The organism is Pseudoalteromonas sp. SCSIO 43101 (assembly GCF_023650775.1).
In the GTDB taxonomy this organism is placed as follows: domain Bacteria; phylum Pseudomonadota; class Gammaproteobacteria; order Enterobacterales; family Alteromonadaceae; genus Pseudoalteromonas; species Pseudoalteromonas apostichopi.
In genome coordinates this window covers 403801-429808 of record NZ_CP072673.1, presented here as the reverse complement: position 1 = coordinate 429808, position 26008 = coordinate 403801, and the positions used below count along the sequence as shown (strand labels likewise).

27 protein-coding genes, 4 tRNA genes and 1 riboswitch are annotated in these 26008 nt (G+C 42.2%); of the genes, 9 read left to right on the top strand and 22 right to left on the bottom strand.

Annotation, left to right across the window (positions count from 1 at the left end):
* The first annotated feature begins 11 nt into the window (after window positions 1-11).
* The gene (locus J8Z25_RS02075; protein WP_167658735.1) at window positions 12-284 is read left to right on the top strand and encodes an HPr family phosphocarrier protein; all 273 of its coding nucleotides are present in this window, start codon (window positions 12-14) and stop codon (window positions 282-284) included.
* Window positions 285-495: 211 nt separating this feature from the next.
* Window positions 496-1854 carry a magnesium transporter gene (gene mgtE / locus J8Z25_RS02070; RefSeq protein WP_130049836.1) on the top strand — a complete coding sequence of 453 codons (1359 nt, stop codon included), beginning with the start codon at window positions 496-498 and terminating at the stop codon, window positions 1852-1854.
* Between the two features lie 34 nt (window positions 1855-1888).
* On the opposite strand, the gene J8Z25_RS02065 is transcribed toward mgtE, so the two are convergent.
* Both J8Z25_RS02065 and J8Z25_RS02060 read right to left on the bottom strand, forming a co-directional pair.
* The gene (locus J8Z25_RS02065; protein ID WP_167658736.1) at window positions 1889-4069 is read right to left on the bottom strand and encodes a YgiQ family radical SAM protein; all 2181 of its coding nucleotides are present in this window, start codon (window positions 4067-4069) and stop codon (window positions 1889-1891) included.
* Window positions 4070-4190: 121 nt separating this feature from the next.
* Window positions 4191-6386 carry a bifunctional diguanylate cyclase/phosphodiesterase gene (locus J8Z25_RS02060; RefSeq protein WP_250661601.1) on the bottom strand — a complete coding sequence of 732 codons (2196 nt, stop codon included), beginning with the start codon at window positions 6384-6386 and terminating at the stop codon, window positions 4191-4193.
* A 259-nt stretch (window positions 6387-6645) separates the two neighbouring features.
* Between J8Z25_RS02060 and J8Z25_RS02055 the strand changes: the two genes are divergently transcribed.
* Window positions 6646-7152: an SRPBCC family protein gene (locus tag J8Z25_RS02055; protein ID WP_284693407.1), complete on the top strand. Its 507-nt coding sequence runs from the start codon at window positions 6646-6648 to the stop codon at window positions 7150-7152.
* Complete coding sequence (locus J8Z25_RS02050; protein WP_167658739.1) at window positions 7121-8008, top strand: TIGR03899 family protein; 888 nt, start codon at window positions 7121-7123, stop codon at window positions 8006-8008. Before J8Z25_RS02055 ends, J8Z25_RS02050 begins: the two co-directional genes overlap by 32 nt.
* A 33-nt stretch (window positions 8009-8041) precedes the next feature.
* Here the strand turns inward: J8Z25_RS02050 and J8Z25_RS02045 are convergent, their stop codons facing one another.
* From J8Z25_RS02045 to J8Z25_RS02005, 9 genes are all read right to left on the bottom strand, one after another.
* Window positions 8042-8809: a TIGR04219 family outer membrane beta-barrel protein gene (locus J8Z25_RS02045; RefSeq protein WP_130052207.1), complete on the bottom strand. Its 768-nt coding sequence runs from the start codon at window positions 8807-8809 to the stop codon at window positions 8042-8044.
* A gap of 4 nt (window positions 8810-8813) precedes the next feature.
* The gene (locus J8Z25_RS02040) at window positions 8814-9800 is read right to left on the bottom strand and encodes a DUF2333 family protein (protein ID WP_130049841.1); all 987 of its coding nucleotides are present in this window, start codon (window positions 9798-9800) and stop codon (window positions 8814-8816) included.
* Between the two features lie 8 nt (window positions 9801-9808).
* Window positions 9809-10315, bottom strand: a complete 507-nt coding sequence (locus J8Z25_RS02035) for a copper chaperone PCu(A)C (protein ID WP_130049842.1) — start codon at window positions 10313-10315, stop codon at window positions 9809-9811.
* An 80-nt stretch (window positions 10316-10395) separates the two neighbouring features.
* A complete protein-coding gene (locus tag J8Z25_RS02030; protein ID WP_130049843.1) occupies window positions 10396-10722 on the bottom strand; it encodes a hypothetical protein in 327 nt (108 codons plus the stop codon).
* A 9-nt stretch (window positions 10723-10731) separates the two neighbouring features.
* Complete coding sequence (locus J8Z25_RS02025; RefSeq protein WP_054554145.1) at window positions 10732-10938, bottom strand: PspC domain-containing protein; 207 nt, start codon at window positions 10936-10938, stop codon at window positions 10732-10734.
* A 10-nt stretch (window positions 10939-10948) separates the two neighbouring features.
* Window positions 10949-11623, bottom strand: coding sequence for a PspA/IM30 family protein (locus tag J8Z25_RS02020; RefSeq protein WP_167658741.1), 675 nt, complete (start codon window positions 11621-11623; stop codon window positions 10949-10951).
* A gap of 248 nt (window positions 11624-11871) precedes the next feature.
* The gene (dusA, locus tag J8Z25_RS02015) at window positions 11872-12849 is read right to left on the bottom strand and encodes a tRNA dihydrouridine(20/20a) synthase DusA (RefSeq protein WP_130049845.1); all 978 of its coding nucleotides are present in this window, start codon (window positions 12847-12849) and stop codon (window positions 11872-11874) included.
* A gap of 236 nt (window positions 12850-13085) precedes the next feature.
* Entirely contained in the window at window positions 13086-13565 is a 480-nt protein-coding gene (locus tag J8Z25_RS02010) for a hypothetical protein (protein ID WP_130049846.1), read from the bottom strand.
* A 98-nt stretch (window positions 13566-13663) separates the two neighbouring features.
* Window positions 13664-14284 carry a MarC family protein gene (locus J8Z25_RS02005; protein ID WP_130049847.1) on the bottom strand — a complete coding sequence of 207 codons (621 nt, stop codon included), beginning with the start codon at window positions 14282-14284 and terminating at the stop codon, window positions 13664-13666.
* A 94-nt stretch (window positions 14285-14378) separates the two neighbouring features.
* Here J8Z25_RS02005 and J8Z25_RS02000 point away from each other — a divergent pair, with 94 nt between their 5' ends.
* The 3 genes from J8Z25_RS02000 (at window position 14379) to J8Z25_RS01990 (ending at window position 15776) form a co-directional block, all read left to right on the top strand.
* Window positions 14379-14813, top strand: a complete 435-nt coding sequence (locus tag J8Z25_RS02000) for a transcriptional repressor (protein WP_054554141.1) — start codon at window positions 14379-14381, stop codon at window positions 14811-14813.
* Between the two features lie 73 nt (window positions 14814-14886).
* Window positions 14887-15354, top strand: coding sequence for a chemotaxis protein CheX (locus tag J8Z25_RS01995; RefSeq protein WP_054554140.1), 468 nt, complete (start codon window positions 14887-14889; stop codon window positions 15352-15354).
* Window positions 15351-15776 (top strand): secondary thiamine-phosphate synthase enzyme YjbQ, encoded by a 426-nt coding sequence (locus J8Z25_RS01990; protein WP_130049848.1) that lies wholly within the window; start codon window positions 15351-15353, stop codon window positions 15774-15776. The genes J8Z25_RS01995 and J8Z25_RS01990 overlap by 4 nt, the downstream gene beginning before the upstream one ends.
* Before the next feature lie 72 nt (window positions 15777-15848).
* Here the strand turns inward: J8Z25_RS01990 and J8Z25_RS01985 are convergent.
* From J8Z25_RS01985 to orn, 5 genes are all read right to left on the bottom strand, one after another.
* Window positions 15849-15924 (bottom strand) — tRNA-Gly (locus J8Z25_RS01985).
* A 173-nt stretch (window positions 15925-16097) separates the two neighbouring features.
* A tRNA-Gly gene (locus J8Z25_RS01980) sits at window positions 16098-16173 on the bottom strand.
* Between the two features lie 101 nt (window positions 16174-16274).
* Window positions 16275-16350, bottom strand: a tRNA-Gly gene (locus J8Z25_RS01975).
* 166 nt (window positions 16351-16516) lie between these two features.
* A tRNA-Gly gene (locus tag J8Z25_RS01970) sits at window positions 16517-16592 on the bottom strand.
* 174 nt (window positions 16593-16766) lie between these two features.
* A complete protein-coding gene (gene orn, locus J8Z25_RS01965) occupies window positions 16767-17312 on the bottom strand; it encodes an oligoribonuclease (protein ID WP_063702754.1) in 546 nt (181 codons plus the stop codon).
* Window positions 17313-17434: 122 nt separating this feature from the next.
* Here orn and rsgA point away from each other — a divergent pair, with 122 nt between their 5' ends.
* Both rsgA and asd read left to right on the top strand, forming a co-directional pair.
* The gene (gene rsgA / locus J8Z25_RS01960; protein WP_250661599.1) at window positions 17435-18493 is read left to right on the top strand and encodes a small ribosomal subunit biogenesis GTPase RsgA; all 1059 of its coding nucleotides are present in this window, start codon (window positions 17435-17437) and stop codon (window positions 18491-18493) included.
* 18 nt (window positions 18494-18511) lie between these two features.
* Window positions 18512-19378, top strand: coding sequence for an archaetidylserine decarboxylase (gene asd, locus J8Z25_RS01955; RefSeq protein ID WP_250661598.1), 867 nt, complete (start codon window positions 18512-18514; stop codon window positions 19376-19378).
* 38 nt (window positions 19379-19416) lie between these two features.
* Here asd and J8Z25_RS01950 read toward each other — a convergent pair whose 3' ends face one another.
* The 6 genes from J8Z25_RS01950 to thiC all read right to left on the bottom strand — a co-directional run bounded on the left by J8Z25_RS01950 (window position 19417) and on the right by thiC (window position 25737).
* On the bottom strand, window positions 19417-20184 hold the full coding sequence (locus J8Z25_RS01950) for a HesA/MoeB/ThiF family protein (protein WP_130049851.1): 768 nt from the start codon (window positions 20182-20184) through the stop codon (window positions 19417-19419).
* A 1-nt stretch (window position 20185) separates the two neighbouring features.
* Window positions 20186-21709 carry a thiamine phosphate synthase gene (gene thiE / locus J8Z25_RS01945; protein WP_239976588.1) on the bottom strand — a complete coding sequence of 508 codons (1524 nt, stop codon included), beginning with the start codon at window positions 21707-21709 and terminating at the stop codon, window positions 20186-20188.
* A gap of 15 nt (window positions 21710-21724) precedes the next feature.
* On the bottom strand, window positions 21725-22507 hold the full coding sequence (locus J8Z25_RS01940; protein WP_250661597.1) for a thiazole synthase: 783 nt from the start codon (window positions 22505-22507) through the stop codon (window positions 21725-21727).
* Window position 22508: 1 nt separating this feature from the next.
* Window positions 22509-22706 carry a sulfur carrier protein ThiS gene (thiS, locus tag J8Z25_RS01935; protein ID WP_130049854.1) on the bottom strand — a complete coding sequence of 66 codons (198 nt, stop codon included), beginning with the start codon at window positions 22704-22706 and terminating at the stop codon, window positions 22509-22511.
* Window positions 22707-22714: 8 nt separating this feature from the next.
* Window positions 22715-23719 (bottom strand): FAD-dependent oxidoreductase, encoded by a 1005-nt coding sequence (locus J8Z25_RS01930; protein WP_250661596.1) that lies wholly within the window; start codon window positions 23717-23719, stop codon window positions 22715-22717.
* 65 nt (window positions 23720-23784) lie between these two features.
* Entirely contained in the window at window positions 23785-25737 is a 1953-nt protein-coding gene (gene thiC, locus J8Z25_RS01925) for a phosphomethylpyrimidine synthase ThiC (protein ID WP_250661595.1), read from the bottom strand.
* Window positions 25738-25884: 147 nt separating this feature from the next.
* Window positions 25885-25986, bottom strand: a riboswitch (TPP riboswitch).
* Between the last annotated feature and the right edge of the window lie 22 nt (window positions 25987-26008).

Genomic DNA, 26008 nt, shown 5'->3' with positions numbered 1-26008 from the left:
GCACTATTATAATGCGCGCTGAAGATACCTTTTTAATTCAAAACAAACTCGGCTTACATGCTCGCGCAGCCACTGTTTTAGCCCAATTAGCACTACAATTTGATGCTAAAATTACGCTTTATCAAGACGATAAAGAAGCTGAAGGTGACAGCGTATTGGCATTAATGCTACTTGAAAGCAGTCAAGGTAAAGAAGTTAGAGTCGTTTGTGAAGGCCCTGATGCTGATGCAGCATTAACTGCAATCGGTGAATTAATCGCACAGCGCTTTCACGAGCAAGAATAGCATTTGCTAAGCCTTCAAGATTTACGGTAAACTTAATTAGGATATTTTAAATTCCCTTTAAATATCCTACTTTTATATCGCTCGCTTTTCTAAGTTGCAAAACTCTTAATAAATTTATCACAGTGCGACGATATCTCTGCAAATACACCACAAAGCAACTATGCTGTATTTGCTCAGCCTATATAAACTTTTTTCAGTTGTAAGGACGCCAATGCCAGAAGCCTTTGAACAAGATTACCCACTACAACAACTCAAACAAGTGACCAAGTCACTCAATAGTGGTCAATTTGTTCAAGTGCGCGGTATGTTAGCCAAAACGGCGCCTTGTGATACAGCCCTTTTACTTGAGTCTTCTCCCCATAAAATTCGTCGTATGCTTTGGCAGCTGGTTGATCCAGATGTGCGTGGTGATGTTCTAGAAGAACTGTCTGAAGATGTACGTCTTGGTATTATTGCGCAGATGGAACCTGAGCACATTGCTGCCGCCACCGAGGACATGGACGACGATGACTTAGGTGAGGTTTTACGTAGCCTTCCTGATACCGTATATCAAGACGTAGTTAGTGCAATGGACTCGCAAGATAGAGAAAGGGCTACTCAGGCACTTTCTTATCAAGAGCGCTCTGCCGGTGCCTTGATGAACAGCGATACGGTAACAATTCGCCCAGATGTTACTTTAGATGTAGTGCTACGCTATTTACGCCTACGAGGTGAGCTACCAGAAGGCACTGATGACTTATACGTTGTTGATAAGCATAACTGCTTCCTAGGAGCACTTTCGTTAACTACACTGCTGACAAGCCCATCTGATAAAATTGTTCGCGATTTAATGGATGAAGATTGTGAGTCTATACTTATTTCAATGGATGAAAGTGATGTAGCACAACTTTTCGAACGTCATAACTGGATTTCAGCCCCGGTTGTTGATGACAACGCACACTTGCTAGGTCGTATTACCATCGATGATATCGTTGACGTAATCCGCGAAGATGCTGAACATAGCATGCTAAGCCTCGCTGGTCTTGATGACGAAGAAGATACCTTTGCGCCAGTGCTAAAAAGTTCGCAACGTCGCTCTATTTGGCTTGGAGTTAACTTATTAACCGCATTGCTAGCAGCAATTGTGGCAAGCTTTTTTGAAAATACCTTAGCAATTTTGCCTATTTTGGCAGTACTCAATGGTATCGTACCTTCAATGGGTGGCGTTGCAGGCAGTCAAACTTTAACACTGGTTATTCGTGGTATAGCCGTTGGCCATATTAATCAAACTAACCAACGCTTCTTATTACTCAAGGAATTAGCGATTGGCGCACTGAATGGCGTTATTTGGTCGATATTAATTGCCGGTGTTGTTGCCCTATGGCAATGGGACTTTAAGCTCGGTGCAGTATTAGCCTTTGCAATGTTTATGAACCTGGTTGCTGCAGGTATTGCGGGTGCAAGCATTCCATTAATTCTCAAGAAAATGAAAATTGACCCTGCCCTCGCTGGCAGTGTGGTACTCACAACCGTTACCGATATTGTCGGTATCTTTGCCTTCTTAGGTACTGCAACGTGGTTATTAATCTAATCTGAAAACGGCCCTTTAAGGGCCGTATTTATTTCTATTTACTTGCACGCTGCTTATTTTTACCAACTCTTGGTTTAGTATTGGCCTTTTTAAACTGGCTAAAACCGGTATGACGAGTCAGTGCCGCGCGGCCTTTACCGCCCTTCCCTTTAGCTGCTTTCTCGTTGCGACCTTCTTCAGGTACCAAACAGTTTGGCCCCTTACCGATTAGATTCGCTTTGCCCATTTTTCTTAGCGCTTCACGGATCATCGGCCAACCAGCAGGATCATGGTAACGTAAAATCGCTTTGTGTAAACGACGCTGGCGGGCGCCTTTTGGTACAGGCACTTGCTCAGTGTTATTTTTAATATTGCGTAACGAGTTCATCTCAGTATGATAAATCGTCGTTGCGTTGGCCATTGGCGACGGATAAAAGTTTTGTACTTGATCAAGCTTAAAGTCATTACTCTTTAACCAAAGCGCCATATTAACCATGTCTTCGTCTTTAGTTCCTGGGTGAGCAGAAATAAAGTACGGGATCAGATACTGCTTTTTACCTGCTTCTTTTGAGTATTTATCAAATAGCTCTTTAAACTTATCATAAGCACCCATACCCGGCTTCATCATCTTAGATAATGGGCCATCTTCGGTATGCTCAGGGGCAATTTTTAAATACCCGCCTACGTGATGGGTAACCAGCTCTTTTACATAGCGTGGATCTTCAACTGCTAAGTCATAGCGTACGCCTGAAGCAATTAAGATTTTCTTCACACCCTTCACATCTCGGGCTTTTTTATAAAGCTCAATGGTTGGCGTGTGATCCGTGTCCATATGCTTACAAATATCAGGATAAACGCATGATAAACGACGGCAAGTACTCTCTGCTTTTTTACTCTTACAGCGCAACTTATACATATTCGCAGTCGGTCCACCTAAGTCAGAAATAACCCCTGTAAAGCCCGGTACCTTGTCACGAATTTGTTCAATTTCATCAATAATTGATTGCTCTGAACGGCTTTGAATAATACGCCCTTCGTGCTCTGTGATCGAACAGAAAGAACAACCACCAAAGCAGCCACGCATAATGTTCACTGAGGTTTTAATCATTTCATACGCAGGGATTTTGTCATCACCATAACTTGGGTGCGGAATACGTTGGTATGGCAAACCAAATACACCATCCATTTCTTCTGTTTCTAGTGGAAATGCTGGCGGATTTACCCAAATAGAACGGTCGCCATGACGTTGAAATAACGCACGTGCACAGCCTGGATTTGTTTCTTGGTGCAAAATACGCGACGCATGGGCATAAAGCGGCTTATTCACACTCACTTGCTCAAACGCTGGCAGTTTAACGTAGGTCTTTTCCCATGGTTTAGGACGTGCAGGCTGAACAGTTATTGGTTTGGCTGCTTCAGCACTTAGATCAATACCCGCTTTTTTAAACTCAGATTTACTACAACCCACATCATCTGCGCCATACGGGTTTGGAATTGGATCAATCTTACCGATTTTATCGATAGCTGTAGAGTCACTACCACGCCAACCCGGCAATGGTTCCTTACGAATTACCGCGGTACCACGTATATCTTGAATTGTCTCGACCGACTCACCTGCGGCAATACGGTGAGCCACTTCAACAAGTGGACGCTCAGCATTACCGTAAATTAAAATGTCGGCTTTGGCATCAAACAGAACACTTCGGCGTACTTTTTCTTGCCAGTAATCATAATGAGCAATACGACGTAAACTCGCCTCAATACCACCGATGATCAGCGGCACATCTTTATAAGCTTCGCGACAACGTTGGCTATATACAACCACCGCACGGTCAGGGCGTTTACCACCTATGTTACCTGGCGTGTATGCATCATCATGACGCATACGCTTTTCAGCGGTATAACGGTTGATCATCGAGTCCATATTACCCGCCGTAACACCAAAGAATAAGTTAGGCTTGCCTAACGCCATAAAGGCATCTTTCGAGTTCCAGTCAGGCTGCGCAATAATACCAACGCGAAAACCCTGCGATTCAAGCATGCGGCCAATCACAGCCATACCGAAACTTGGGTGATCAACATATGCATCACCACTGACAATGATCACGTCACAGCTATCCCAGCCTAACGCGTCCATTTCTGCACGAGTGGTCGGTAAGAATGGCGCCGTGCCATAGCATTCAGCCCAATACTTAGGGTAAGAAAACAGGCCTCGCTCGGCTTTTAATGCGCTCATAAAGTGTACTCTGCTAACAAAAGGGGCGAATTATACCTCACTCTTATGGATTATTATAGAAAACAAAACGCCCTTCACATAGGAGGGCGCTGTTTAATTAGTATGCACTTACTGGAACTGGCTATTGCCTAGCTTGCAGGTAGGTAATTAACTCTTTTTCTGGCATAGGCTTAGCGTACATGAAGCCTTGCACTTCATCACAGCCAAGCTGGGCTAAATAATCTGCTTGCGCTTGTGTTTCGACCCCTTCTGCAATAGTTTTTAAGCCTAACCTTGCACCAAGAGAAATAATTAACGCTGCAATCGCCTGACAATCTTGACCTGGTAAATCTTTAATAAAAGCACGATCAATTTTAAGTCTATCAAGCGGCAATTTTTGCAAATAACTCAACGACGAGAACCCTGTACCAAAGTCATCAATCGCAATCTCAATGCCAAACTCTTTAAGCTCTTTTAATGTCGTGATCACATTAGCTAGTTCATCCATAACCACACTTTCGGTTACTTCAAGTTCGATAAACTGCGGCTCTACATTGTATTTTGTTAAAGTGTCTTTAACTTGCTGTGCATAGCCTTTAACTTTAAATTGTGGCACCGACACATTCACAGCAATACTTATTGAAAAGCCTAATGCTTCTAAGCGTTTTTGCTGCAAACATGCTTGCTCTAGCACCCACTGGCCTATATCAACAATTAAGCCTGCATCTTCAGCCATAGGAACAAAAATCGCCGGTGAAATATACTGACCATTACCCGAAGGCCAACGAAGCAGCGCTTCGCAGCCAATAATCTCAAGGGTATTTAAATCAAGTTGCGGCTGAAACCAAACCTCTAATTTACGTTGTTCGAAATCTTGGCGAAGTTGTCTGATGATACCTAAACGCCACGCCATTTTCTCTTCCATATCTGGGGTATAAGTCACCACCATTTCAGAAGATTGTTTTTTAGCTTGGTTAAGAGCAATGTATCCCAGTTTTAATGTCTCAATTCCCGCTTTTTGAAAGTCACCTTGATAACATAAACCGATGTTAAAATTGATTGGCAAAATGTGTTCGCCCGCATTAAAAGGCAAACTTAAATGCTCGCGAAGTAGCTCAACATCACACTCATTAACTGGTAACAATAGACCGAACACATCTGCACCAATACGTGAGAGCAACTCAGCATTAGGGTACTCTTGTTGTAACCTATCGACAATTGCGTTCAGTAATAAGTTACCGATCTCTTGACCTAAGCCGTTATTAATATCAGAGAATTGCGCAACATCAATTAATAAAAATACAAAATCACTTTTACCCGGTTGATAGTAACGCTCAACTTTATTCATGAAATCATTACGATTCGATAAGCCAGTTAAAATATCTTTATATGCAGCATCGCGTAAACGGTTGAACAATCTAACATTATCAAGGCCAACACTGACATTAGTCAGGAATATCTCGGCAAATTGTAATTGCGAAGGACTTGGCGTGTGCTCGGTTTCTAAGTAAATAGCTGCTTGGCGATTTTTACTTTTGAGTAAGTATGTACTGTCAATATCCGTATGTTGATGTTCACCTTGCGCCAAGCAATTATTCACTTGCATGATGATACGACCATCATCAAGTTGCTCAACACCTTGACCTATAAACTCATTGTATTGAGCGCAACCGCCTAAAACATAAACCTGATTATCATCTTCGATTGAACCACACAGTAAGCCTTGCGGTTCACAATCCAAAATAATTGAAAGCTGTTTGATAACCGCCATCGAAAAAGCTTTGATATCGGTAAAACCAAGAATGGCTTTTGATGCATACAAAATATTATTTAAAGCGCGGCTTTGAAATTCTAGCTGACAAACTTGCTCATATGAGCGAATAGCAGTAACAAGTGCAGTAATAAGCTTACTACGTGTTAGTTCTGTTTTGGTTTTATAGTCGTTTATATCGTATTCGCGGATAACCTTTTCTTCAGGTGCATAACCTGGTTGTCCGGTTCGTAAAATAATTCGCACGTTGTGATTTTTGAGGCATTCTCTAACTTGCTTTACAACTTTTAAGCCAGCATCATCTGACTCCATGACTACATCAAGTAAAATCACCGAAATCGAATGATCATTTTTAAGTAATTCGAGTGCTTCTGCACCTGAATAGGCATGGTGGAACCGCAAGCCTTTGTCCCAGAACTCAACCCCTGAAAGAGCAAGCTTAGTCACTGAATGTATTTCTGGATCATCATCGACAATTAATACGTCCCAAAAATCAGAGACAGTTTCATCCACTAACTGTTCGTCATCTTGGTCACTAAACAAAAAGTCGTTACTCTCTGATGCCATTAATAATTCCTTAGAGTGATGCCCATAATACTGTAACCATGGTTCCACTCCATTTTACAGCGACGCTCAAAATTCTATCACTTATTTAACTATGATACATTAGTGATAGCTTATATAGTATCAAACAGATTATAGTCTATGTTACGTATAATGTTATGAAAGTTATAAAACAATTGCCTGAGGTGAGACTATTAAAATACTCATTTTTACCCTAAAAGCGATTTTTATCGGCATTCTGATCTCACTTGTCATTGGACTGATGCTTTCACCGCAATATACAGTTCACAAGTCAATTAAAGTGAACGCAAGCGGCGCCGAGATTGCGAGTCTTGTTGGCGACTTTAGTCAATGGCCAAAGTGGCAACCATGGCAGGCAGTGGACCCGAGCATTAAATTTATCATTGCTGAGCCAAGTCAGGGCGTTGGTGCACATCAATTTTGGCAAAGTCGCTTTGGCGAAGGTGAAATGACCATCACCCAACTCGACAATACTCAGCTTTCATTTAATATATTATTTAATAAAGAACACATTACCCAAGGCACTATCCGCTATTTACCTGAAGGCGATAACGTTAATATTGAGTGTTCACTAAATGGTGAGGTTAATACCCCAATTATTGGTGGCTACCTTGCTTTATTAAGCCAGTATATTCTCAATAACACAGTAAAGCTGGCGCTCAATAACATCAAAACCCATGCGCAGTTAGCAACAAAAGAGAAGGCGATTGCTACCGATGACAGTGAAAGCAGCTCAAGCGAGAGTTAATCTTGCTAATATCATAGAAAATCAGCTCGGCTATCCAATTCATAAAGCCTCATCTGCTAGGATTAACCATGCTGATAATGACAGCTACTCAGCACAAGGTCAGCAACAGCTAGCCTATCAAATAAGAGCTCAAGCCAGCCTTTTAGAGCGCGCCCAAACTCGCCAAGAAATTCAATTTATAAAGCGCCAAGAAAATATCGAAACCATTATGTCGATGGCCATGGCTTTTTGCCCGGATGTTACTGGTCAACAACAGCCCGATTTTGATTGGATAGAGCGTTTTATTAGTTTATGTGAAGACACAGCGAACTCATCAATGCAGAAACTGTGGGCGAAAATACTAGCTGGTGAAACAGTCTCACCGGGTACCTTTTCAATTAAAAGCCTGCAAACACTTAAACACATGACTCAGCGAGAAGCTGATGCCCTTCAACGCTGTACATCACTGTGTGGCTTTAATGAAAAAGACAACAGCCACTTAATTTTACTCGGCTTTTATAAAAAACCATCGCTGTTTGATTTGCTCAGAAAGGGTAACAAAGTGTCATTTAACTTAGGAAAAACTCCCGTTAGCTTTCCTGATATTCTTACCTTAATGGATATTAACTTACTATACCGAAAAGAAATCGAATCAGCCGTTTTAAAAGCAGGCCAAGAACTAGTACTGAGCTTTATGAATCAACGCTTGGTTCTAATAGCGAAAAGTAATGACTTGGTACTCAGTTATTATAAGTTTACTCAAACGGGTGATGAGTTACGAAAGCTAATTGCATCGCCAATAAACAAAGCTTATAAGCAAATATTATCAACAGCATTAGAAGATGAATTTGAAGTAAGCTGGCAAGCTTTAAAATAAAGCAGCCAGCTTAGTATAAATCGAATGGCTCGATTAGAAGTGGATTTGAATACCCGCAAATGGGCCTGATGCATCTAAGTCAGTGTAGATATCATCAATATCATCAAGCTCTAATGTCATTGAGCGGTAGCCCGCTTTAATATCCATATCAATTGCTAAGTTATCAAGTAAAGCGTATGCAATGCCCGCCTGATAGTCTTGAATTTTGCTATCGTCAATAGCTAGTAAACTACCTTCAAAGAATACGCTTAAACCCGTTAATGGTAAGCCAACTTCAGCACGGCCATAAACTAAAGGTACGAAACCAGAGAAATCAACTCGCTCAGTCGTGTTTTGGCCACCATCTTGCGATGTACCCGTTACCGTAATTTCACCGTCGAATTGTTTCGCATTCACACCTAAATCAATAGAAACTAAATCATTATCAAAGATTTCGTAATAGAGAATATAGTCGATGTGTGATAAATCGCTGACAGTGCCTACTTGCGTACCTACAACGTAATCTGAACCACCAAAGCTAAAGGTTTCATCTAGGGTGGTATCACCATTTAACTCAAGCTCAGTGTATTTTAGTTTAATGTTTGGTACTAACGGCACTGGGTGCTCAAGCGCTGCGTAGTAGCTCGTAAACGTTTCATCATCAAATTTAAAGCTTTGTAAGTTTCCGTCTTGAGCAAAGCTACCGCTGTTATCTGATTGCCAGCCATCAACACCTAAGTATAAACCTAATAATGTATCAGCTTGCGCTGTTGGGGCTAAACAAGCCATTGAAAGGGCTGCTGCTAAACAGTACTTTTTCATCATTTTATCCTTGCGCTAAAAGTTCGCTAAGTTCAATTAGAGCCGCATTGGCTCGAGAAATATAATTCGCCATGACCAATGAGTGGTTAGCTACAAAACCAAAGCCACTGCCATTTAAAATCATTGGGCTCCACACTGTTTCTTGTGTGGCCTCTAATTCACGAATAATTTGTTGCAGACTAACACGAGCATTTTTCTTTTCTAATACATCAGCAAAATCATATTCAACCGCTTGTAAAAAGTGCAGTAATGCCCACGTTGCACCACGAGATTCATAAAACACATCATCAATTTGCCACCAAGATGTTTTCACTTGGTTTTGCAAAGGTGTATAAGTTGCTTGATGAGCTGCAGTGTCGCCAGCTAAATCTGTATTCAAACGGTCTTGACCAACACTCGCGCTTAATCGCTGACTTAAGCTGCCAAGTCGCTTTTCAGCTTCTTTTAACCAGCTGCGTAAATTATCAGCACGGGCATAAAACTGGCTATCACGATCGTTCTGATCCGCTATTTGAGTACGGTACACTACCAATAAATCAATGCCCTTTTGATACTCTGTTTCAGCACTCGGCCATGCCCATGCAACAGAGCTAATGTTAAACTGTGGCTGGGCTTTTTTTAGAGCTTCATGCTCAGTAGATTGCGATTGTGAACGGCTGAAGTCTTTACGCATAGACAACACTAAATCACGGGTCATCTCAAGTGCGCCGTATTCCCAGGCAGGCATATTATCCATCATCACACTAGGTGGCATCATATCATTTGATAAATAACCACCAGGCTTATTTAACAATGTACTTGCAACATCAATCAGTGTTGACGTTGTTGTGTAGCCAGTGACAAACTTTTCGCCACGCAGTTGCGCTTCTTGTTTTGCCTTGCTAACAACATCCATGCGATCCGGCTCACTACTCCAGTAAACAGCAATCGCGTAAAAAATAATTAATACAATAAGTAATGCACTGGCTATTTTTCCTTTATGCTCAGACATAATACCTCCTAGTGATGTGAGTGCTCTTTACTTTTTTGTGCTGCCTGTTCAGACATTTCTTGTAAAGACACAACTTTGGCTTGGGTGAAAACTCGATTGCCATCATTAAAATATAGCGTGAGTTTACGCTCTTGCCCTGCTTTTAGTTGATCTTCAGGTTCAAACACCATTAAGTGATAACCACCTGGTTTAAACTCAACACTGCTATGACCATCGATCTTTAATGATAAAACCTGCTCCATTTTCATCATGCCATCAACATGGGTATGCTGATGGATTTCAACACGTCCTAAACCATCCAGTTCCGCTTTAGTTAGTACTGTTGCATGCTCACTTGGGTTGGTAATAGTTAAATAAGCAACACTTGCTTTACTGGCTGGTAAAAACTCACGTACCTGCGCGTTGCTTACGGTTACTTCAGCAACATCATTATGGTCATGGCCACTATGGGCAAATGAAAAGGTACTCGTGATTAAACTTGCGGTAAGAAAAGAGAGTGCGGGCCATAGTTTCATTATGTTTTAATCCTTGTTAAGACATTAACTTACCCGCTAAATTTAGCATATTTTATGTATTAAGGCAGTTTAATAGTACCTTAAGCTGGTGATTTTTTGTTATCGGCGATCAACCAACACAATGCTGCGATCAATAAAAGAGGCCATGCAATCATTACTGAGCCAAATAAAAACGCAAGCACAACACCAATCAGAGCAACAACACCTGCGCCAAGTAGACCAATAGTGAATAGCGCAACACCAGCAACGACAGCAATCACAGCTACAATTGCTCCGATGACCTCAAGGCCAGCCCAACTCATATCAGCAATTGATAAGGGCAACTGCCATGAGTCAAACGATACAAATGAAACTACATCAGTGCATAGTAGTAACATTGCTAGAACGATGATAGCTAACGTTTTCATGATCGACTCCTAGTAGCCTTTTACTGGTAAAGTGCAATGAGCCACTAAGTAACCCACGCCAATTAACAGCGGCATTTGAATAAGTAGTATGATCATTACCAAACGGGTTGACCACACAGGGAAGCCTAAGCGTGCAGCGAGTCCGCTACACACACCCGAGATCTTTTTGTTACTCAGATCACGGTACCAACGTGTCGATGTGTGATAAGTATTCATCATAAACCTCCTAAGCCGACTGCTTCATCGTTGCTTTTAAATCAGCAAGCTGTTTATCGATTGCTTCATCTTTCTCAAGGGCAGCAATTTGCGCTGCTGTTGAATTTGCGGCATCACTTTGCGTAAGTTCATACGCTTCAACTTGTGACTCAATGTTTTCAACGCGCTGCTCTAAGTAGTCAAAACGTGCTAATGCATCTTCAACTTTACTGCTATGCAGCTGCTCTTTAACCTTTAAACGTGCTGTAACAACGCGTTCTTTTTGCATGTAAGTCAGCTGTTTGGCTTTTGCATCCGCAAGCTTGTTTTGTAAACGCTGGCAGTCTTCTGTCAATTTTGCGAGTGACTCAGCAACTTTATCCATTTCAGCTTGTTGCGCTTCGATTTCTGTCGTTAAACGCTGCTTTTCAACTAACGCAGCTTTGGCAAGATCATCACGATCTTTACTTAGTGCTTTTTCTGCTTTAGCTTGCCAGTCAGCTACTTTTGCTTGTTTAGCTGCGATTTCGCGCTTCATTTGCTTTTCTTGCGTTAAAAATGTCGCAGCGGTTGCACGGCATTCAGTCAGTGCATCCTGCATTTCTTGCACGAGTAGATTAAGTAACTTTTCAGGATCTTCAGCTTTATCTAATGCTGCAGAAAGGTTTGCCTGAATAATGTCATTTACGCGATTTAATACACCCATGTGACTCTCCTGTTGATTATTGGGTTAATACAGCTAGGAGATTCCAATTCTTGTGCCAACTAACGAATAAACAAAATTTATTATTTAAATACAATCAGTTGAAGTGGATTTATTGAGATTTTGGCTGACTAGTGACTGAATGAAAAATAACTAATTTGACTAAAAAATTAACTTTTTCACTAAATTTTAGGATCAAAAAAAGCCACGAAATGTGGCTTTTTAATAGGCTTTTTTAATAGGCTTTGTGATTAGGCTTCTGGGACAAAACTCAAGGCTTTATCCATAACAGATAAATCAGCCGCTTTACCATGACCCTTTTCTGAAAGGTGGCGTCTAAAACCACGCGCCCCAGGTTGGCCTTGGAAAATCCCCAACATGTGGCGAGCAATATGCCAAAAGTTAGCGCCTTTACTCATTTCATCTTCAATGTAGTCATACATTGCACGCACAACCTGATGGCGACTCAGTGTAAAGGCTTCATCACCATAAATATTTTCGTCTACTTCAGACAAAATAAACGGATTACTATACGCCTCACGGCCAATCATGATGCCATCAACATACTCAAGGTGCGCCACACTATCAGCAATCGTTTTCACGCCACCATTCAAGCTTAGGTGTAGTTGCGGGTAATCTTTTTTCAGCTGATAAACGCGAGGATAATCAAGAGGTGGGATCTCACGATTTTCTTTTGGGCTTAAGCCATTTAACCACGCTTTACGCGCATGAATAATAAAGTCATCACAACCAACATCATGACTTGCTTCTATTAAGGCACATAAAAACTCATACGAATCTTGCTCATCAATACCAATACGAGTTTTAACCGTAACAGGAATAGTCACTTCGGCCTTCATTGCAGCAACGCAGTCAGCAACCAGTTTAGGCTCAGCCATTAAACAAGCACCAAAACGACCATTTTGCACGCGATCAGACGGACAGCCCACATTTAAATTAACTTCATGATAGCCGCGCTCTGCCGCTAATTTTGCACACTTAGCCAAAGCTTCAGGATCTGATCCACCAAGTTGCAATGCGACTGGCCCTTCATGCTCATTAAAGTGTAAGTAATCGCCTTTACCAAATAAAATAGCGCCTGTTGTCACCATCTCAGTGTAAAGCACAGCGTGCTTAGTCATTTTACGGTGAAAGGTTCGACAGTGACGATCAGTCCAATCTAACATGGGTGCCACGGAAAAACGGCGGTTTAATGTCGTTGTGCTCATAACATGGCCCCTTTTAAGATCAATGCATTTACTTGCAACTTAAATTACCTAATACGATGAACGCTAAAAATAGCGATGACACATACCCCATTGGTATGCACCGAAATGAAAAATTGCAGCCATTATACCACCGAAGCAAGCTCACGGCATGGCTTAATCAAAGATCAGATGATGAAAAGAGGTGAAGAAGTGTACTGCAAACTCACTTCTTTGATGAATAAGCAAAAATGGAAAAGTTACATCTTCACTTCATTTAGAAGATGCTCAAGGTTTTGTCCTGTAAGCTCCAATACCGTGATTTCAAGCTCTTTGTAGTCTTCGTTTTTCAGGTTAACGAGCTTAGCACCCACTGCAATTCGCGCTACTTTCTCAACAGGATCCATTTCTACAATTTCAATTGATGCGCGCGTATCATGATCTTTTGATTGCACATAATATTCACTAAAGAAGGTACCATCAGCACGTACATTTGGATTACTGTCAGACACAGACTGCAGAAGCGTGCCTTTCTTTAAATCACTTTTACGAAGTGAGAAGCTGTATTCCGCCACATTGGCATGACCAACAATCACGGTTACTGCGCTTTCACCATTAATTTTAAAATCATGATCTGTTACTTCGATGACTTTTAGCTTACCACTATCATAGGTCGGCTCCATGCAAGCACCTAAACTAAAAATCAGAAAAACAGATAAGACGACATTTTTGATTAGCATTCTTTGTTCCTTAAATTTTATATTGCCTTCTTTAAAGTTAGATAAAAGAAGGCAATTATTCAAAGTTTAAATCACTGAAAATGCACTTTAAATTAAAACTAGCCGACAACACTTAAACCAAAGTAGTGAGCAATACCGCCTAAAATATTAGTAACCGCCACTGACGATAAAATTAAGCCCATCACCCGGCTAATGATACTCGCGCCACTATCACCAATTAACTTATGAACATGTGTAGCAAGCAGTAATAAAACCAGCACGATTACTAATACAGAAAGCATGATCGATGAGGTTATAAGTTGCTCATACCAAGTGTATTCGGTATTTCGGGTCATCAATACCGCACCTAGCATGGCACCTGGGCTGGCAATTGAAGGTATCGCCAATGGGAAAATAGCGGTTTCAGTGCTATCTCGAACGCTTTTGATCTCTGTTTCTGGTTTACTTTCACCGAATATCATCAATAAAGCAAAAAGTAATAAAACAATACCTCCGGCAATCTGAAACGCCGAAAGCGGAATATTTATCGCGTCTAAAAGTAACTCACCAGCCACAACGAAAAACAATAAAACCAGTGCCGAAACACCAACAGCTTTTAACGCAACTTTGCGCTTAAATTTAGCATCATCCCAACGTGTAACTGCAATAAAAACGGGCACAGTGCCAATCGGATCAATAACGGCAAAAAAGAAAATGAACGCAGCTAACAATTCATTCATTAAGAAAACTCCCTTGAAACGTGTTAGCGAATAAAAACACTGCAACTACAATACAGTATGTTAGTATATCACGGTAGCGTAAGGATAAGAGAAGATGAATATAGAATCACTCGTCAGTAAAGCAAAACAAGTATGCGATAATCGTGGTGCACGTTTCACACCTATCCGTGAAAAAGTATTCCGCCTATTAGCTAGTGCGCAGGGTGGTGTCGGTGCTTATGACTTATTAGAACAACTCAAATTAACTGAGTCAGGCGCAAAACCAGCCACTATTTATCGAGCGCTCGATTTCTTATCGGAACTTGGCTTTATTCATAAAATTGAAAGCACCAACTCATTTATGTTGTGCCATCATTTTGATCACATTCACCCTGTACAATTATTAATTTGTGACAGCTGTGGTTATGTAAAAGAATTACATTCAACAGTAATATCTCATGAGCTTAATAACTTAGCTGCAGAAAGTGGATTTATTGTCTCAGGACAAACTATCGAAGCACATGGCAAGTGCGAAAAGTGCAAAGAATAAGTGCGGTGTTTGAAACAACCACTACACTTAAAGTATGATTAATGGCATTTCGAAACCTAAGGGAAATTAAATAATGAATGTGGAGTTCATCAACCCTTTTTTATCATCATTATTAAATGTATTGAGCACCATGGCTCAAACAGAATTAAAGCCGGGCAAACCTAGTTTAAAAAAAGATGAATTAGCCCGTGGCGATGTATCAGGTTTGATTGGTATGGTTGGCCCACAAACTAAAGGTTCGCTTTCAATCACCTTTGATGAAAATCTGGCACTAACCATTATGGAAAGAATGCTAGGTGAACGCCCTGATACGGTGAACGAAGAAGTAACCGACATGGTAGGTGAAATTACTAACATGGTGACAGGTGGCGCTAAAAACTTACTCGGCGAAAAAGGCTATGAGTTTGATATGGCTACGCCAGTTGTCGTGTCTGGTAAAGGACATACAATCGCTCATAAATGTGAAGGTGCCAAGGTGTTAATTCCATTCACTTCTGCTGATGGTAACGCCAATATTGAAGTTAGCTTTGATAAACTATGAGCTGGCAGCAAAAAATCATTCAATTGAAGCCTCGTTCGCGAGGCTTTCACATCATTGATGACGAGCTACTTCGTCAACTTCCTGAAATAACGCAATACAAAGTAGGCTTATTACACCTTTTCATTCAGCATACTTCTGCAAGCTTAACTATTAACGAAAATGCAGATCCTACTGTACGAATGGATATGGAAAGTCACTTCAATCATTTTGTGCCAGAACGACAAAGTTATTATCGCCATGATTATGAAGGTGATGATGATATGCCTGCCCACATAAAAAGCAGCACATTAGGTGCAGAACTCACTATTCCAATTAACCAAGGCCGTTTAATGCTAGGCACTTGGCAAGGTATCTATTTAGGTGAACACCGAGACCATGGTGGTACTAGACGCATTGTCGCCACGATTCAAGGTCAGATCTAAAACTAGCTGTAAGCTGCAAGCATATCTTAACTTCTAATTTTTTTAAAAAGTGTTTGGGGATTTATTAGAGATTGGAGCGGCACACGAGGCTCGAACTCGTGACCTCAACCTTGGCAAGGTTGCGCTCTACCAACTGAGCTAGTGCCGCTTTTAAGTAGTCAGTGATTTGTCCGTTGTCGCACAACCTGAAGGTTGCGGTGAAACGTTCTGGCAACTGAGCTAGTGCCGCATAAATAAGTTGTAAGCTGCAAGTTTCTAGTTTCAAGCTAATGCTTTCAACTTTCCCCTTGAAACTTATATCAATTTCTTTTGGTGAGAAATTGGAGCGGCACACGAGGCTCGAACTCGTGACCTCAACCTTGGCAAGGTTGCGCTCTACCAACTGAGCTAGTGCCGCACAATAAGTTACTAGTTATAAGACTCAAGTTAAAAGTTGGAATAGCTTGGTGCTTTCAACTTTCCCCTCGAAACTTATATCAATTTCTTTTGGTGAGAAATTGGAGCGGCACACGAGGCTCGAACTCGTGACCTCAACCTTGGCAAGGTTGCGCTCTACCAACTGAGCTAGTGCCGCTTTAAAGTAGTCAGTAATTTGTCCGTTGGCGCACAACCTGAAGGTTGCGGTGAAACGTTCTGGCAACTGAGCTAGTGCCGCACAATAAGTTACTAGTTTTAAGTTACAAGCTTCAAGTTAGTTACTTTCCCCTTGAAACTTAAGCCAATTTCTTTTGGTGAGAAATTGGAGCGGCACACGAGGCTCGAACTCGTGACCTCAACCTTGGCAAGGTTGCGCTCTACCAACTGAGCTAGTGCCGCTTTTAAGTAGTCAGTAATTTGTCCGTTGTCGCACAACCTGAAGGTTGCGGTGAAACGTTCTGGCAACTGAGCTAGTGCCGCATTCAATTACTTAAAGACATACCAACCCCGCGGGGGTTAACGTCTTAAGCGGGGCAGGATTCTACAATAATCCGATGTGTTTGCAAATGTTTTTTACAAATTAAAGAATTTTTCTTGGTAAACCTTTAATTCCATGATCGAATCTTTGATATCGTCGAGGGCTAGATGTGAACCTTTTTTGTTCACTTGTGCTAACACGTCAGGTTTCCAGCGACGCGCAAGTTCTTTAACTGTGCTCACATCAAGGTTACGGTAGTGGAAGTAGTTTTCCAATTCAGGCATGTACTTATTCATAAAGCGGCGGTCTTGGCCGATAGAATTACCACACATAGGCGATGTACCCGCTGGCACCCATTGCTTTAAAAATGCCAATGTTTGATCAATAGCATCTTGTTCAGTGAAAGTACTTGCTTTACAGCGAGCTGTTAAACCAGATTGACCGTGCTGAGTTGTACACCACTCGTCCATGCCATCAAGCAGTTCATCACTTTGATGAATAGCAATAACAGGGCCTTCAGCCAAGATGTTTAAATCACTGTCGGTGACAACAGTGGCAATTTCGAGTATTTTATCTGTTGCTGGTTCGAGGCCAGTCATTTCCAGGTCGAGCCAGATAAGATTTGATTTATGAAAAGACATAGTTACCTTAGCGGTGCTTTCCTTTAGATCCAACGCATTTAGATATATCATATTAGTATCATCAGTCGACCTAAAGCTTTTTTTTCAAAAAGCCCGACATTTAATCAAGTTATGGGCCAAAAGTGGCAAAACAAAAGAAATTAAGTAAAGGCCAATCACGTCGAATTAAGGCCAATCACCAAAAACGCCTCTCTAATGCAGATAAAAAGCAACAGAAAGGGGCTGCAGTGCAATGGCAAAATGATAATTTAGGCCCTGCCGAAAATGCAGTTGTAATAAGTAGATTTGGTCAACATGCCGACATCGAAACCGAGTCAGGTGAAGTATTACGTTGTAATATACGGCGAACCGTATCGAGCCTTGTATGTGGTGATGAAGTTATTTTTCGCCGAGCAAAAGTTAGCGAGGGCGACTTAGCTGGCGTTATTGAAGCAACCCATGAACGTCGCTCACAATTAACGCGCCCTGATTTTTATGACGGGGTAAAAGTCGTCGCTGCCAATATCGACCAAATTTTAATGGTCTCAGCTGTGCTTCCTGAGTTTACGCCAAACATTATTGACCGTTATTTAGTTGCCTGTGAAGACATGGGTATTGAGCCTATTTTGGTACTTAACAAAATAGATTTAATAGACGATGAAGGCCTTGCTTTTATTGATGAAATTCTCGATATCTATCGCGACCTTGGTTACCAAGTACTGTTAGTCAGTAATAAAACAGGTCATGGCATAGATGAGCTAAAACAAAAGCTGGTAGATAAAAACAGTATTTTTGTTGGTCAAAGCGGTGTGGGTAAATCAACCTTAGTCAATACAGTGCTACCCGACGCTGAAATTTTAACTCAAGAAGTCTCTGAAAACAGCGGCCTTGGCCAGCATACAACCACCGTATCGCGATTACACCATTTACCTAGTGGCGGTAACCTTATCGACTCACCAGGAATTCGTGAGTTTGGCTTATGGCATTTAGATGTTGAGCGCGTTACTTGGTGCTTTAAAGAGTTCCGTGATTTTATTGGTGGCTGTCGTTTTCGTGATTGTAAGCACTTAAACGATCCTGGCTGTATAATTCGCCAAGCTGTTGATGATGGTGAAATTTCAGAACTTCGTTTTGACAGTTACCACCGAATTTTAGAAACTATGGCCGACGGCCGTGCTGGTGCACGCGCTCCTCGCGTATAACTATTTAGGAAATAACAAGTGAGTTTAGATAAATTCAAAATTGCTATGCAATATGCCATGCCAAAACATTTCATTTCGCGCATGGTTGGCAAGTTAGCAGCAGCAAAAGCGGGTGGCTTAACAACGGCCTTGATTAAATTGTTTATCAAACAATACAAAATTGATATGAGTGAGGCTAAATACCCAGATCCAGCTCATTACAAAACTTTTAATGAGTTTTTCACTCGCCCATTAAAAGAAGGTATTCGTCCACTTGCTGAGGAAAGCCACATTGTTGCTCACCCAGTTGATGGTGCAATAAGCCAATTAGGCGATGTAGTAGACGGTCAAATCATTCAAGCCAAAGGTCATGACTACAGCTTACAAGCGTTACTTGGCGGCAATGAAGAAGACACTGCGCCGTTTTTAGGCGGTAAGTTTGCGACTATTTACTTAGCACCTAAAGATTACCACCGTATTCATATGCCTGTTGATGGTACGCTGAGCAAAATGATCTACGTACCGGGTGATTTATTTTCGGTTAACCCGTTAACAGCACAAAATGTTCCTAACCTATTTGCTCGTAACGAGCGTGTCGTGGCTATATTCGAGACCGAAATTGGTCCGCTAGCTATGGTACTTGTTGGTGCGACAATTGTTGCTAGCATTGAGACTATCTGGGCAGGCACAGTAACGCCACCAGCGGGTAAAGATGTATTTAGTTGGAATTACCCAACTGAAGGTGACAATGCAATTACCCTTAAGAAGGGTGAAGAAATGGGCCGCTTTAAATTAGGCTCTACTGTTATATTAGCTTGGGGTGCAAATCAAGCTGAGTTCTTATCAGATCAACACCCTGAAACAGTGACGCGCATGGGCACACCATTTGCGAAAATTAACGACTAATATACCCAAGCAAACCACTTTAGCTAAAAAGTGGTTTGCTAACAACGTGTCCACACACTGTTATTACATTCTGAGCATTCGCTATCTTTTTGTATACTGAAGCGCTGCTGTTGTAGTGTTAGCCCATCGAATTGAATAAACTCACTGCCCGCTTTATGGCCAAGCAATATATTGATAGCCAATAAACTTTGCATGCTCCCCATAACCCCGAGTAACGGGCTCAATACCCCAGCATTATCACAATTAAGTGCAGTTTGCTCATCCGTTTGCGGGAATACACAACCATAACAAGGGCTATTTTCATCACGAAAATCAAAGCTCATCACCTGCCCTTGTGTTGCGATAGCTGCAGCTGAAACAAGTGGAATAGACCTAGCTAAACAATAGCGATTAACCAAATAGCGGGTAGTAAAGTTATCACTGCAATCTAGGATGATGTCAGCACCCTTAAGAAGCTCGGAACAGTTAGTTTCATCAAGTTTTTGGCATAATGGATTAACCTTTATTTGATTATTTAAACTGCTTATCACCTTAGCAGCCGCCTGCGCTTTTGCCTGCCCCATGTGGTTTACTTTATACAGTATTTGTCGCTGTAGGTTTGAAAGCTCAACCTTATCATCGTCTATCAAAGTGAGCGTTCCGATACCTGCAGCCGCTAAATAAAACAATGCCGGTGAGCCAAGCCCACCAGCGCCGACGACCACAATATGTGTAGACTTTAACTTTTTCTGACCCGCAAGCCCCACCTCTTTTATTAGTAAATGGCGACTATAACGAATTTGCTCTTTGTCGCTTAACGCGCTCATATTAAGGCTGACCTTCGACCACGTGTTTTAACTTGGCAATGGCTGCTTGGTAGTCTTCGGCTTCAGTAATCGCACGTACTACGGCAACACTACCAACACCCGTGCTCGCCACTTGCTCTGCACGTGATAAATCAATCCCACCAATTGCGACTGTTGGGTAATCAGCCATTAAAGGTACAAATTTTTCGAGCTTTTCTAAGCCTTGAATTTGCCCTGTCATGTCTTTGGTGGTGGTTGGGTAAATAGCGCCAAACGCCATATAACTTGGTCTGTAATTATGCGCGCGTAGCATCTCATAAAAACCATGGGTCGAAACACCTAAACGTAACCCAGCCTCTTTTATGGCAATTAAATTAGCGGTTTGTAAATCTTCTTGCCCTAAATGCACACCATAAGCACCATGTTTAATCGCCAATTGCCAATAATCATTGATATACACCTGCGCACCGTATTTCTGCCCTAACATAACTGCACTTGCAATCGCATCTTCGAGTGCAGCATCGTCTGCATTTTTCATTCTTAATTGAACAGTTTTAATCCCTTCGGCTAAACACTTCTCCAACCAATCAACGGTATCTACAACGGCATATAAACCAAGCTGTTTCGAGTCACATTCTGCAAAGCCTGCTGCCATGGTAAAATTAACCGGGCAATCAAAGTCGAGCTCATCACCTAACCAACTCCCCGCTTCGATTACTTGTGGGTAATCCGCCAGCGTTGTTGGAAAGCGAGTATGTGCAACAGGACCAATACCTTCACCATAGCGAACAGCCGCTTTTAAACCTTGGTTTATATAGGCTTTTGCTAAAATGAAGGCATCTTTAAGTGGGTACTGTTTTGCTAAGCAAGCAGCAACTACCGACGCCATACTACATCCAGTGCCATGACTATGCGGAGTTTGAATTTTTTCGTTGCCAAGCCAATATGCTTGTTCGCCTTGCACGCAGTAATCAATGCAATAGCCACTTGGGTAATCCCAATGACCACCTTTAATGATCACCGCTTTTGCACCATAGCTTGTTAACTTTTCAGCGGCTTCTTTCACTGCGCTTGGGCCAATCAAATAAACACCGGTTAATAACTGCGTTTCGTGCGTGTTCGGTGTTACTACATCGACTAATGGCAATAAACACTCTTTGATGGCACTAACAGTATCTTCTTCTGTTAATAAATCACCACTTGAAGCAATAGCAACCGGATCATAAACAACCAAAGGCGGCACTGCCCAAGTTGCTTTGTAATGTTTTAAATGTTCACTAATAAGCTGTATCTGCTGCACATTTGCAAGCATGCCAATCTTAATAACGCTGGCAGGCATATCACTGGCTAACGCGAGTAATTGTGATTCAATAACCGCTGTTGAAATCGGGTTTAGTGCTTCTACACCTAAACTGTTTTGTGCCGTTAAAGCAGTAATAACCGTACAGCCATGTACATTAAAACTTTGCATTGCCTTGATATCGGCCTGAATGCCTGCGCCGCCGCCCGAATCTGAGCCTGCTATGGTCCATACAACCTGATTCATGTTATTCCTCACATTTTATTCTTGATGCCAAAACGGCATACCGAGAGTTGGCGTTGACGGGCTTGCTACGTCTTTTTCAGGCATCGCTTTAGCCAAATAGCTACATCGCCCCGCCTCAACAGCATTCCTAAACGCTTTACTCATAGTTACAGGGCAACCAGCACCTGCAATTGCCGAATTTAATAATACGGCATCATACCCTAATTCAAGCGCTTGGCAGGCATGAGATGGTAAACCTAAACCCGCATCAACGATTAAAGTATGGTTAGGTAAACGTTCACGGATCATTTTTAAGTTGTAAGGATTCAGCAAACCCTTACCTGTTCCAATCGGTGCGCCCCAAGGCATTAATACTTCACAACCTAAATCAGCTAGACGCTGACACAGCACTAAATCATCGGTGCAATAAGGTAAAACTTTAAAGCCATCAGCCAATAAAATTTTAGTGGCTTCGAGCAGTGCAATTGGATCAGGCTGTAAATTATATTCATCACCTATTAGTTCTAATTTGATCCAATCAGTAGCAAACACTTCGCGGCACATTTGCGCCAACATCACCGCTTCTTTCACACTGTGGCAACCCGCAGTATTTGGCAGCACCTTTAAGCCAGTGTTTTTTATCAATTGCCAGAAATCATCACCCGCTGCAACGCTTTGCTGACGACGCAATGAAACGGTGACAATGTCAGCCTGTGAGGCCACTATCGAATCCTGCATAACACTTGGCGAAGGATAGAGTGCAGAGCCAATCAGTAAACGACTGCTAAATTGCTCACCATAAACCGAAAAACTATCCATCTTAACCTCCTTGAATCGGCGACAATAACTCAATGCTGTCGCCTTCGTTGAGGATTTTAGCATCGCACTGACTGCGAGGTACAAAGTCACCATTAACAGCAACCGCAAATGGGGGTCTAGCGCCAAATTGATTCAAGGCCTGAGTGAGAGATGTATCGTCGCTCACTGTAACTGACTGACCATTAATTAAAATATTCATTTTTATCCTTAAGCAATTAAGCTAACAGCTTCATCAACCACCTGAGGCGCAAGTAAATAACCGTGCCGGTATAAGCCATTAATACTGATAACTCGATCTTGTATACTGACTTTAGGGCGGTTGTCTGCAAACGCAGGACGAAGCCCCGATTGCAAGCTCTCGATACGCCCTTCAGCAAAACCGCTATGCACCGTATAAGCAGCAGACAATAACTCAAGTGCAGAGCGCACTGTGACTTTGCCTGTGTCTTGCGATTCAATCTCCGTAGCACCAATCACAAATTGGTGGTTTGGTTTTGGTGCAATGTAAATTGGGTAGCGCGGATGCATCAGTCGTATAGGTCGAGTAAGATTCACCTCTGGTGCATATAAACGCGCCACCTCACCTCGTACTCCGCGAAGTAAAGGCTCATTCTGTTTAGCACCTAAGCCTCGGCAATCAAATACATAATTAAAGCTTTGACCATTCACTTGATGACCATTCAGCTCAACTTTGCAAGCAAATTTAAATTGAACTCCTTGCGATGTAAGCTTTTTAAAACTGGCGCTATAAAATGCCTGATTATCTAGCTGCCCTTCACAGGGTAAATACACCCCCTGATGGAAACGCCCCGCAAGCTCAGGCTCAAGTTCGGCTATTTGAATACTCGACAAAGATTTCGCTTGATTACTACCAAGGGGCTGTAAACGGCTCACAAAACTTTGTAAATCGCCCTTATCTTGCTGGTGAGCAACCACTAAGCTGCCTGCTTGTTGAAAATATACAGGCTCATCAAGTTCGCTTAAGATTTGCTGCCAACGTGAAATACTATTAAGCCCTTGTAATGCTAGATCCTGTTCGCACAGTACTGATTCAGCGAGTGGTGCCAACATCGCTGCGGCAACACTGCCAGCACTATTGCTAGCATGTTGATCATCCTGCTCAAACACACTTAGCTGATGCTCTTTGGCAAGTGCTAGTGCAGTCAAACGACCCGTTAAGCCAAAACCAAGTATCGCTATCTTTAAAGACATAAACTTTCTAGGCGCTAGGCTCTAGGTAAAAACCCAGAACCTATCGCTATGCCTAGCTCCATCAATTAAACTGCTTTGTGGTAAATCTCAGAGCCTGTTTTTTTGAACTCGTCTGACTTTGCTTTCATTTCGGCTTCAACATCGACCATTTTGATTTCGATAGCATCGCCCACGTTATTCGGATCAATGCCTCTAGCCTCAAGATCTTTTGCATAATCACGTACTTCTTGAGTAATCTTCATCGAGCAAAATTTAGGGCCACACATAGAGCAAAAATGTGCAATTTTTCCTGATTCTTGTGGCAGTGTTTCGTCGTGATACTCACGAGCGCGTTCAGGGTCTAAACCTAGATTAAATTGGTCGTGCCAACGGAACTCAAAGCGTGCTTTTGATAATGCGTTATCGCGTTCTTGCGCCCCAGGGTGGCCTTTTGCTAAATCAGCGGCATGGGCGGCAATTTTATAAGTAATAAGGCCTTCTTTAACGTCTTCTTTATTTGGTAAACCTAAATGCTCTTTAGGTGTTACATAACAAAGCATGGCACAGCCATACCAGGCAATTTGCGCGGCCCCAATACCCGATGTGAAATGATCGTACCCCGGTGCAATATCCGTTGTCAGTGGGCCGAGGGTGTAAAACGGTGCTTCTTCACAGTGTTTTAGCTGCTCTTCCATGTTCTCTTTGATCATATGCATCGGCACATGGCCAGGGCCTTCAATGAATACTTGTACGTCATGTTTCCAAGCAAGTTTTGTCAGCTCACCTAAAGTACGTAACTCACTGAACTGGGCTTCATCATTGGCATCTGCAATAGAACCTGGACGCAAGCCATCACCCAGTGAAAAACACACATCGTACTGTTTTAAAATTTCACAGATCTCTTCAAAGTGAGTGTATAAAAAGTTTTCTTTATGGTGTGCTAAACACCATTTGGCCATGATTGAACCGCCGCGCGACACAATACCGGTAACACGTTTTGCCGTCATAGGTACATAACGAAGTAATACTCCAGCGTGAATGGTAAAGTAATCAACACCTTGTTCAGCTTGTTCAATCAAGGTATCGCGGAAAATCTCCCACGTAAGGTCTTCGGCAACACCGTTTACTTTTTCAAGCGCTTGATAAATAGGTACAGTACCAATTGGTACTGGTGAATTACGTACCACCCATTCACGGGTTTCATGAATATAGCGGCCTGTTGATAAATCCATTACCGTATCGGCGCCCCAACGCGTTGACCACACCATCTTCTCAACTTCTTCTTCGATTGATGAGGTGACTGATGAGTTACCAATATTCGCGTTCACTTTAACTAAAAAGTTTCGGCCAATGATCATTGGCTCGGTTTCCGGGTGGTTGATATTATTCGGTAACACCGCACGGCCACGTGCAATTTCATCACGCACAAATTCAGGGGTAATGAAATCAGGAATGCTGGCCCCAAACGATTCGCCTTTATGCTGCGCTGCAAGTAACTCTTCACGAATTTTAGCGCGTCCCATGTTTTCGCGAATTGCCACATACTCCATTTCTGGAGTCACAATGCCTTGTCGCGCATAATGCATTTGCGTCACATTTTTACCCGCTTTAGCACGGCGGATTTTTGGCAAGTGCTCAAAGCGAATATGATCTAAGCCTTCATCCGCCATACGTTGCTGAGAAAAATGTGAAGTGACTGAGTCTAAGACTTCAGTGTCGCCGCGACTCTCAATCCACTTTTCTCGATATTTCTCAAGTCCCTTGCGCACATCAAGTTTAAAATCAGGGTCAGTGTAAGGGCCTGATGTATCGTAAACGCGAATTGGGGCATTAGGTTCAAACACTGGGTTCTCTTCAGTGCCACCGATAAAGGTATCGCTAAGGGTGATTTCGCGCATCCCTACTCGCACATTATCTTGTGTGCCTTCCACATACACTTTATGAGAATTAGGAAAGGGTTGCCCAGTTAAGTTATAAATATAATCAGATGCTGCCGCACGCACTTCGCGGCGAGATGGTTTAGTTGTTGTATTTGACATGACTTACCTCATTACTTTAAGGGTTGTCTTGTCAGATATTGCAAAAGCAATAGAGAGTGGCTAACGCCATTGGATCGTTGTTAATAAGCTAATGCTTACTAGTGCAGCCTGCGCCGCTTATGCCCCAGAAATTTGGCGCACAAGCGCCCATTGAGGCAGCTTGTTCCCTACGCAGGTGTTAGCCTGATCAGGTTCACGGATCCCGCTTTCGCGATCTCAGCCTTGTTAAAGGCACTCCGACAAGTATAAATTCGTTTCTTATAAAACGCCC

What these genes read in the sequence shown, in the direction of transcription:
- J8Z25_RS01940 (WP_250661597.1), bottom strand. Translation starts at nt 22,507, where the DNA reads ATGGATAGTTTTTCGGTTTATGGTGAGCAATTTAGCAGTCGTTTACTG.
- J8Z25_RS02005 (WP_130049847.1), bottom strand. Translation starts at nt 14,284, where the DNA reads ATGAATGAATTGTTAGCTGCGTTCATTTTCTTTTTTGCCGTTATTGAT.
- J8Z25_RS02025 (WP_054554145.1), bottom strand. Translation starts at nt 10,938, where the DNA reads ATGAATACTTATCACACATCGACACGTTGGTACCGTGATCTGAGTAAC.
- J8Z25_RS02075 (WP_167658735.1), top strand. Translation starts at nt 12, where the DNA reads ATGCGCGCTGAAGATACCTTTTTAATTCAAAACAAACTCGGCTTACAT.
- mgtE (WP_130049836.1), top strand. Translation starts at nt 496, where the DNA reads ATGCCAGAAGCCTTTGAACAAGATTACCCACTACAACAACTCAAACAA.
- J8Z25_RS02055 (WP_284693407.1), top strand. Translation starts at nt 6,646, where the DNA reads ATGCTTTCACCGCAATATACAGTTCACAAGTCAATTAAAGTGAACGCA.
- J8Z25_RS02045 (WP_130052207.1), bottom strand. Translation starts at nt 8,809, where the DNA reads ATGAAAAAGTACTGTTTAGCAGCAGCCCTTTCAATGGCTTGTTTAGCC.
- J8Z25_RS02040 (WP_130049841.1), bottom strand. Translation starts at nt 9,800, where the DNA reads ATGTCTGAGCATAAAGGAAAAATAGCCAGTGCATTACTTATTGTATTA.
- J8Z25_RS02000 (WP_054554141.1), top strand. Translation starts at nt 14,379, where the DNA reads ATGAATATAGAATCACTCGTCAGTAAAGCAAAACAAGTATGCGATAAT.
- J8Z25_RS02035 (WP_130049842.1), bottom strand. Translation starts at nt 10,315, where the DNA reads ATGAAACTATGGCCCGCACTCTCTTTTCTTACCGCAAGTTTAATCACG.
- J8Z25_RS02010 (WP_130049846.1), bottom strand. Translation starts at nt 13,565, where the DNA reads ATGCTAATCAAAAATGTCGTCTTATCTGTTTTTCTGATTTTTAGTTTA.
- thiE (WP_239976588.1), bottom strand. Translation starts at nt 21,709, where the DNA reads ATGAATCAGGTTGTATGGACCATAGCAGGCTCAGATTCGGGCGGCGGC.
- J8Z25_RS01930 (WP_250661596.1), bottom strand. Translation starts at nt 23,719, where the DNA reads ATGTCTTTAAAGATAGCGATACTTGGTTTTGGCTTAACGGGTCGTTTG.
- J8Z25_RS01990 (WP_130049848.1), top strand. Translation starts at nt 15,351, where the DNA reads ATGAGCTGGCAGCAAAAAATCATTCAATTGAAGCCTCGTTCGCGAGGC.
- J8Z25_RS02050 (WP_167658739.1), top strand. Translation starts at nt 7,121, where the DNA reads ATGACAGTGAAAGCAGCTCAAGCGAGAGTTAATCTTGCTAATATCATA.
- orn (WP_063702754.1), bottom strand. Translation starts at nt 17,312, where the DNA reads ATGTCTTTTCATAAATCAAATCTTATCTGGCTCGACCTGGAAATGACT.
- thiC (WP_250661595.1), bottom strand. Translation starts at nt 25,737, where the DNA reads ATGTCAAATACAACAACTAAACCATCTCGCCGCGAAGTGCGTGCGGCA.
- J8Z25_RS02060 (WP_250661601.1), bottom strand. Translation starts at nt 6,386, where the DNA reads ATGGCATCAGAGAGTAACGACTTTTTGTTTAGTGACCAAGATGACGAA.
- J8Z25_RS02020 (WP_167658741.1), bottom strand. Translation starts at nt 11,623, where the DNA reads ATGGGTGTATTAAATCGCGTAAATGACATTATTCAGGCAAACCTTTCT.
- dusA (WP_130049845.1), bottom strand. Translation starts at nt 12,849, where the DNA reads ATGAGCACAACGACATTAAACCGCCGTTTTTCCGTGGCACCCATGTTA.
- J8Z25_RS02030 (WP_130049843.1), bottom strand. Translation starts at nt 10,722, where the DNA reads ATGAAAACGTTAGCTATCATCGTTCTAGCAATGTTACTACTATGCACT.
- J8Z25_RS01995 (WP_054554140.1), top strand. Translation starts at nt 14,887, where the DNA reads ATGAATGTGGAGTTCATCAACCCTTTTTTATCATCATTATTAAATGTA.
- thiS (WP_130049854.1), bottom strand. Translation starts at nt 22,706, where the DNA reads ATGAATATTTTAATTAATGGTCAGTCAGTTACAGTGAGCGACGATACA.
- J8Z25_RS02065 (WP_167658736.1), bottom strand. Translation starts at nt 4,069, where the DNA reads ATGAGCGCATTAAAAGCCGAGCGAGGCCTGTTTTCTTACCCTAAGTAT.
- J8Z25_RS01950 (WP_130049851.1), bottom strand. Translation starts at nt 20,184, where the DNA reads ATGAGCGCGTTAAGCGACAAAGAGCAAATTCGTTATAGTCGCCATTTA.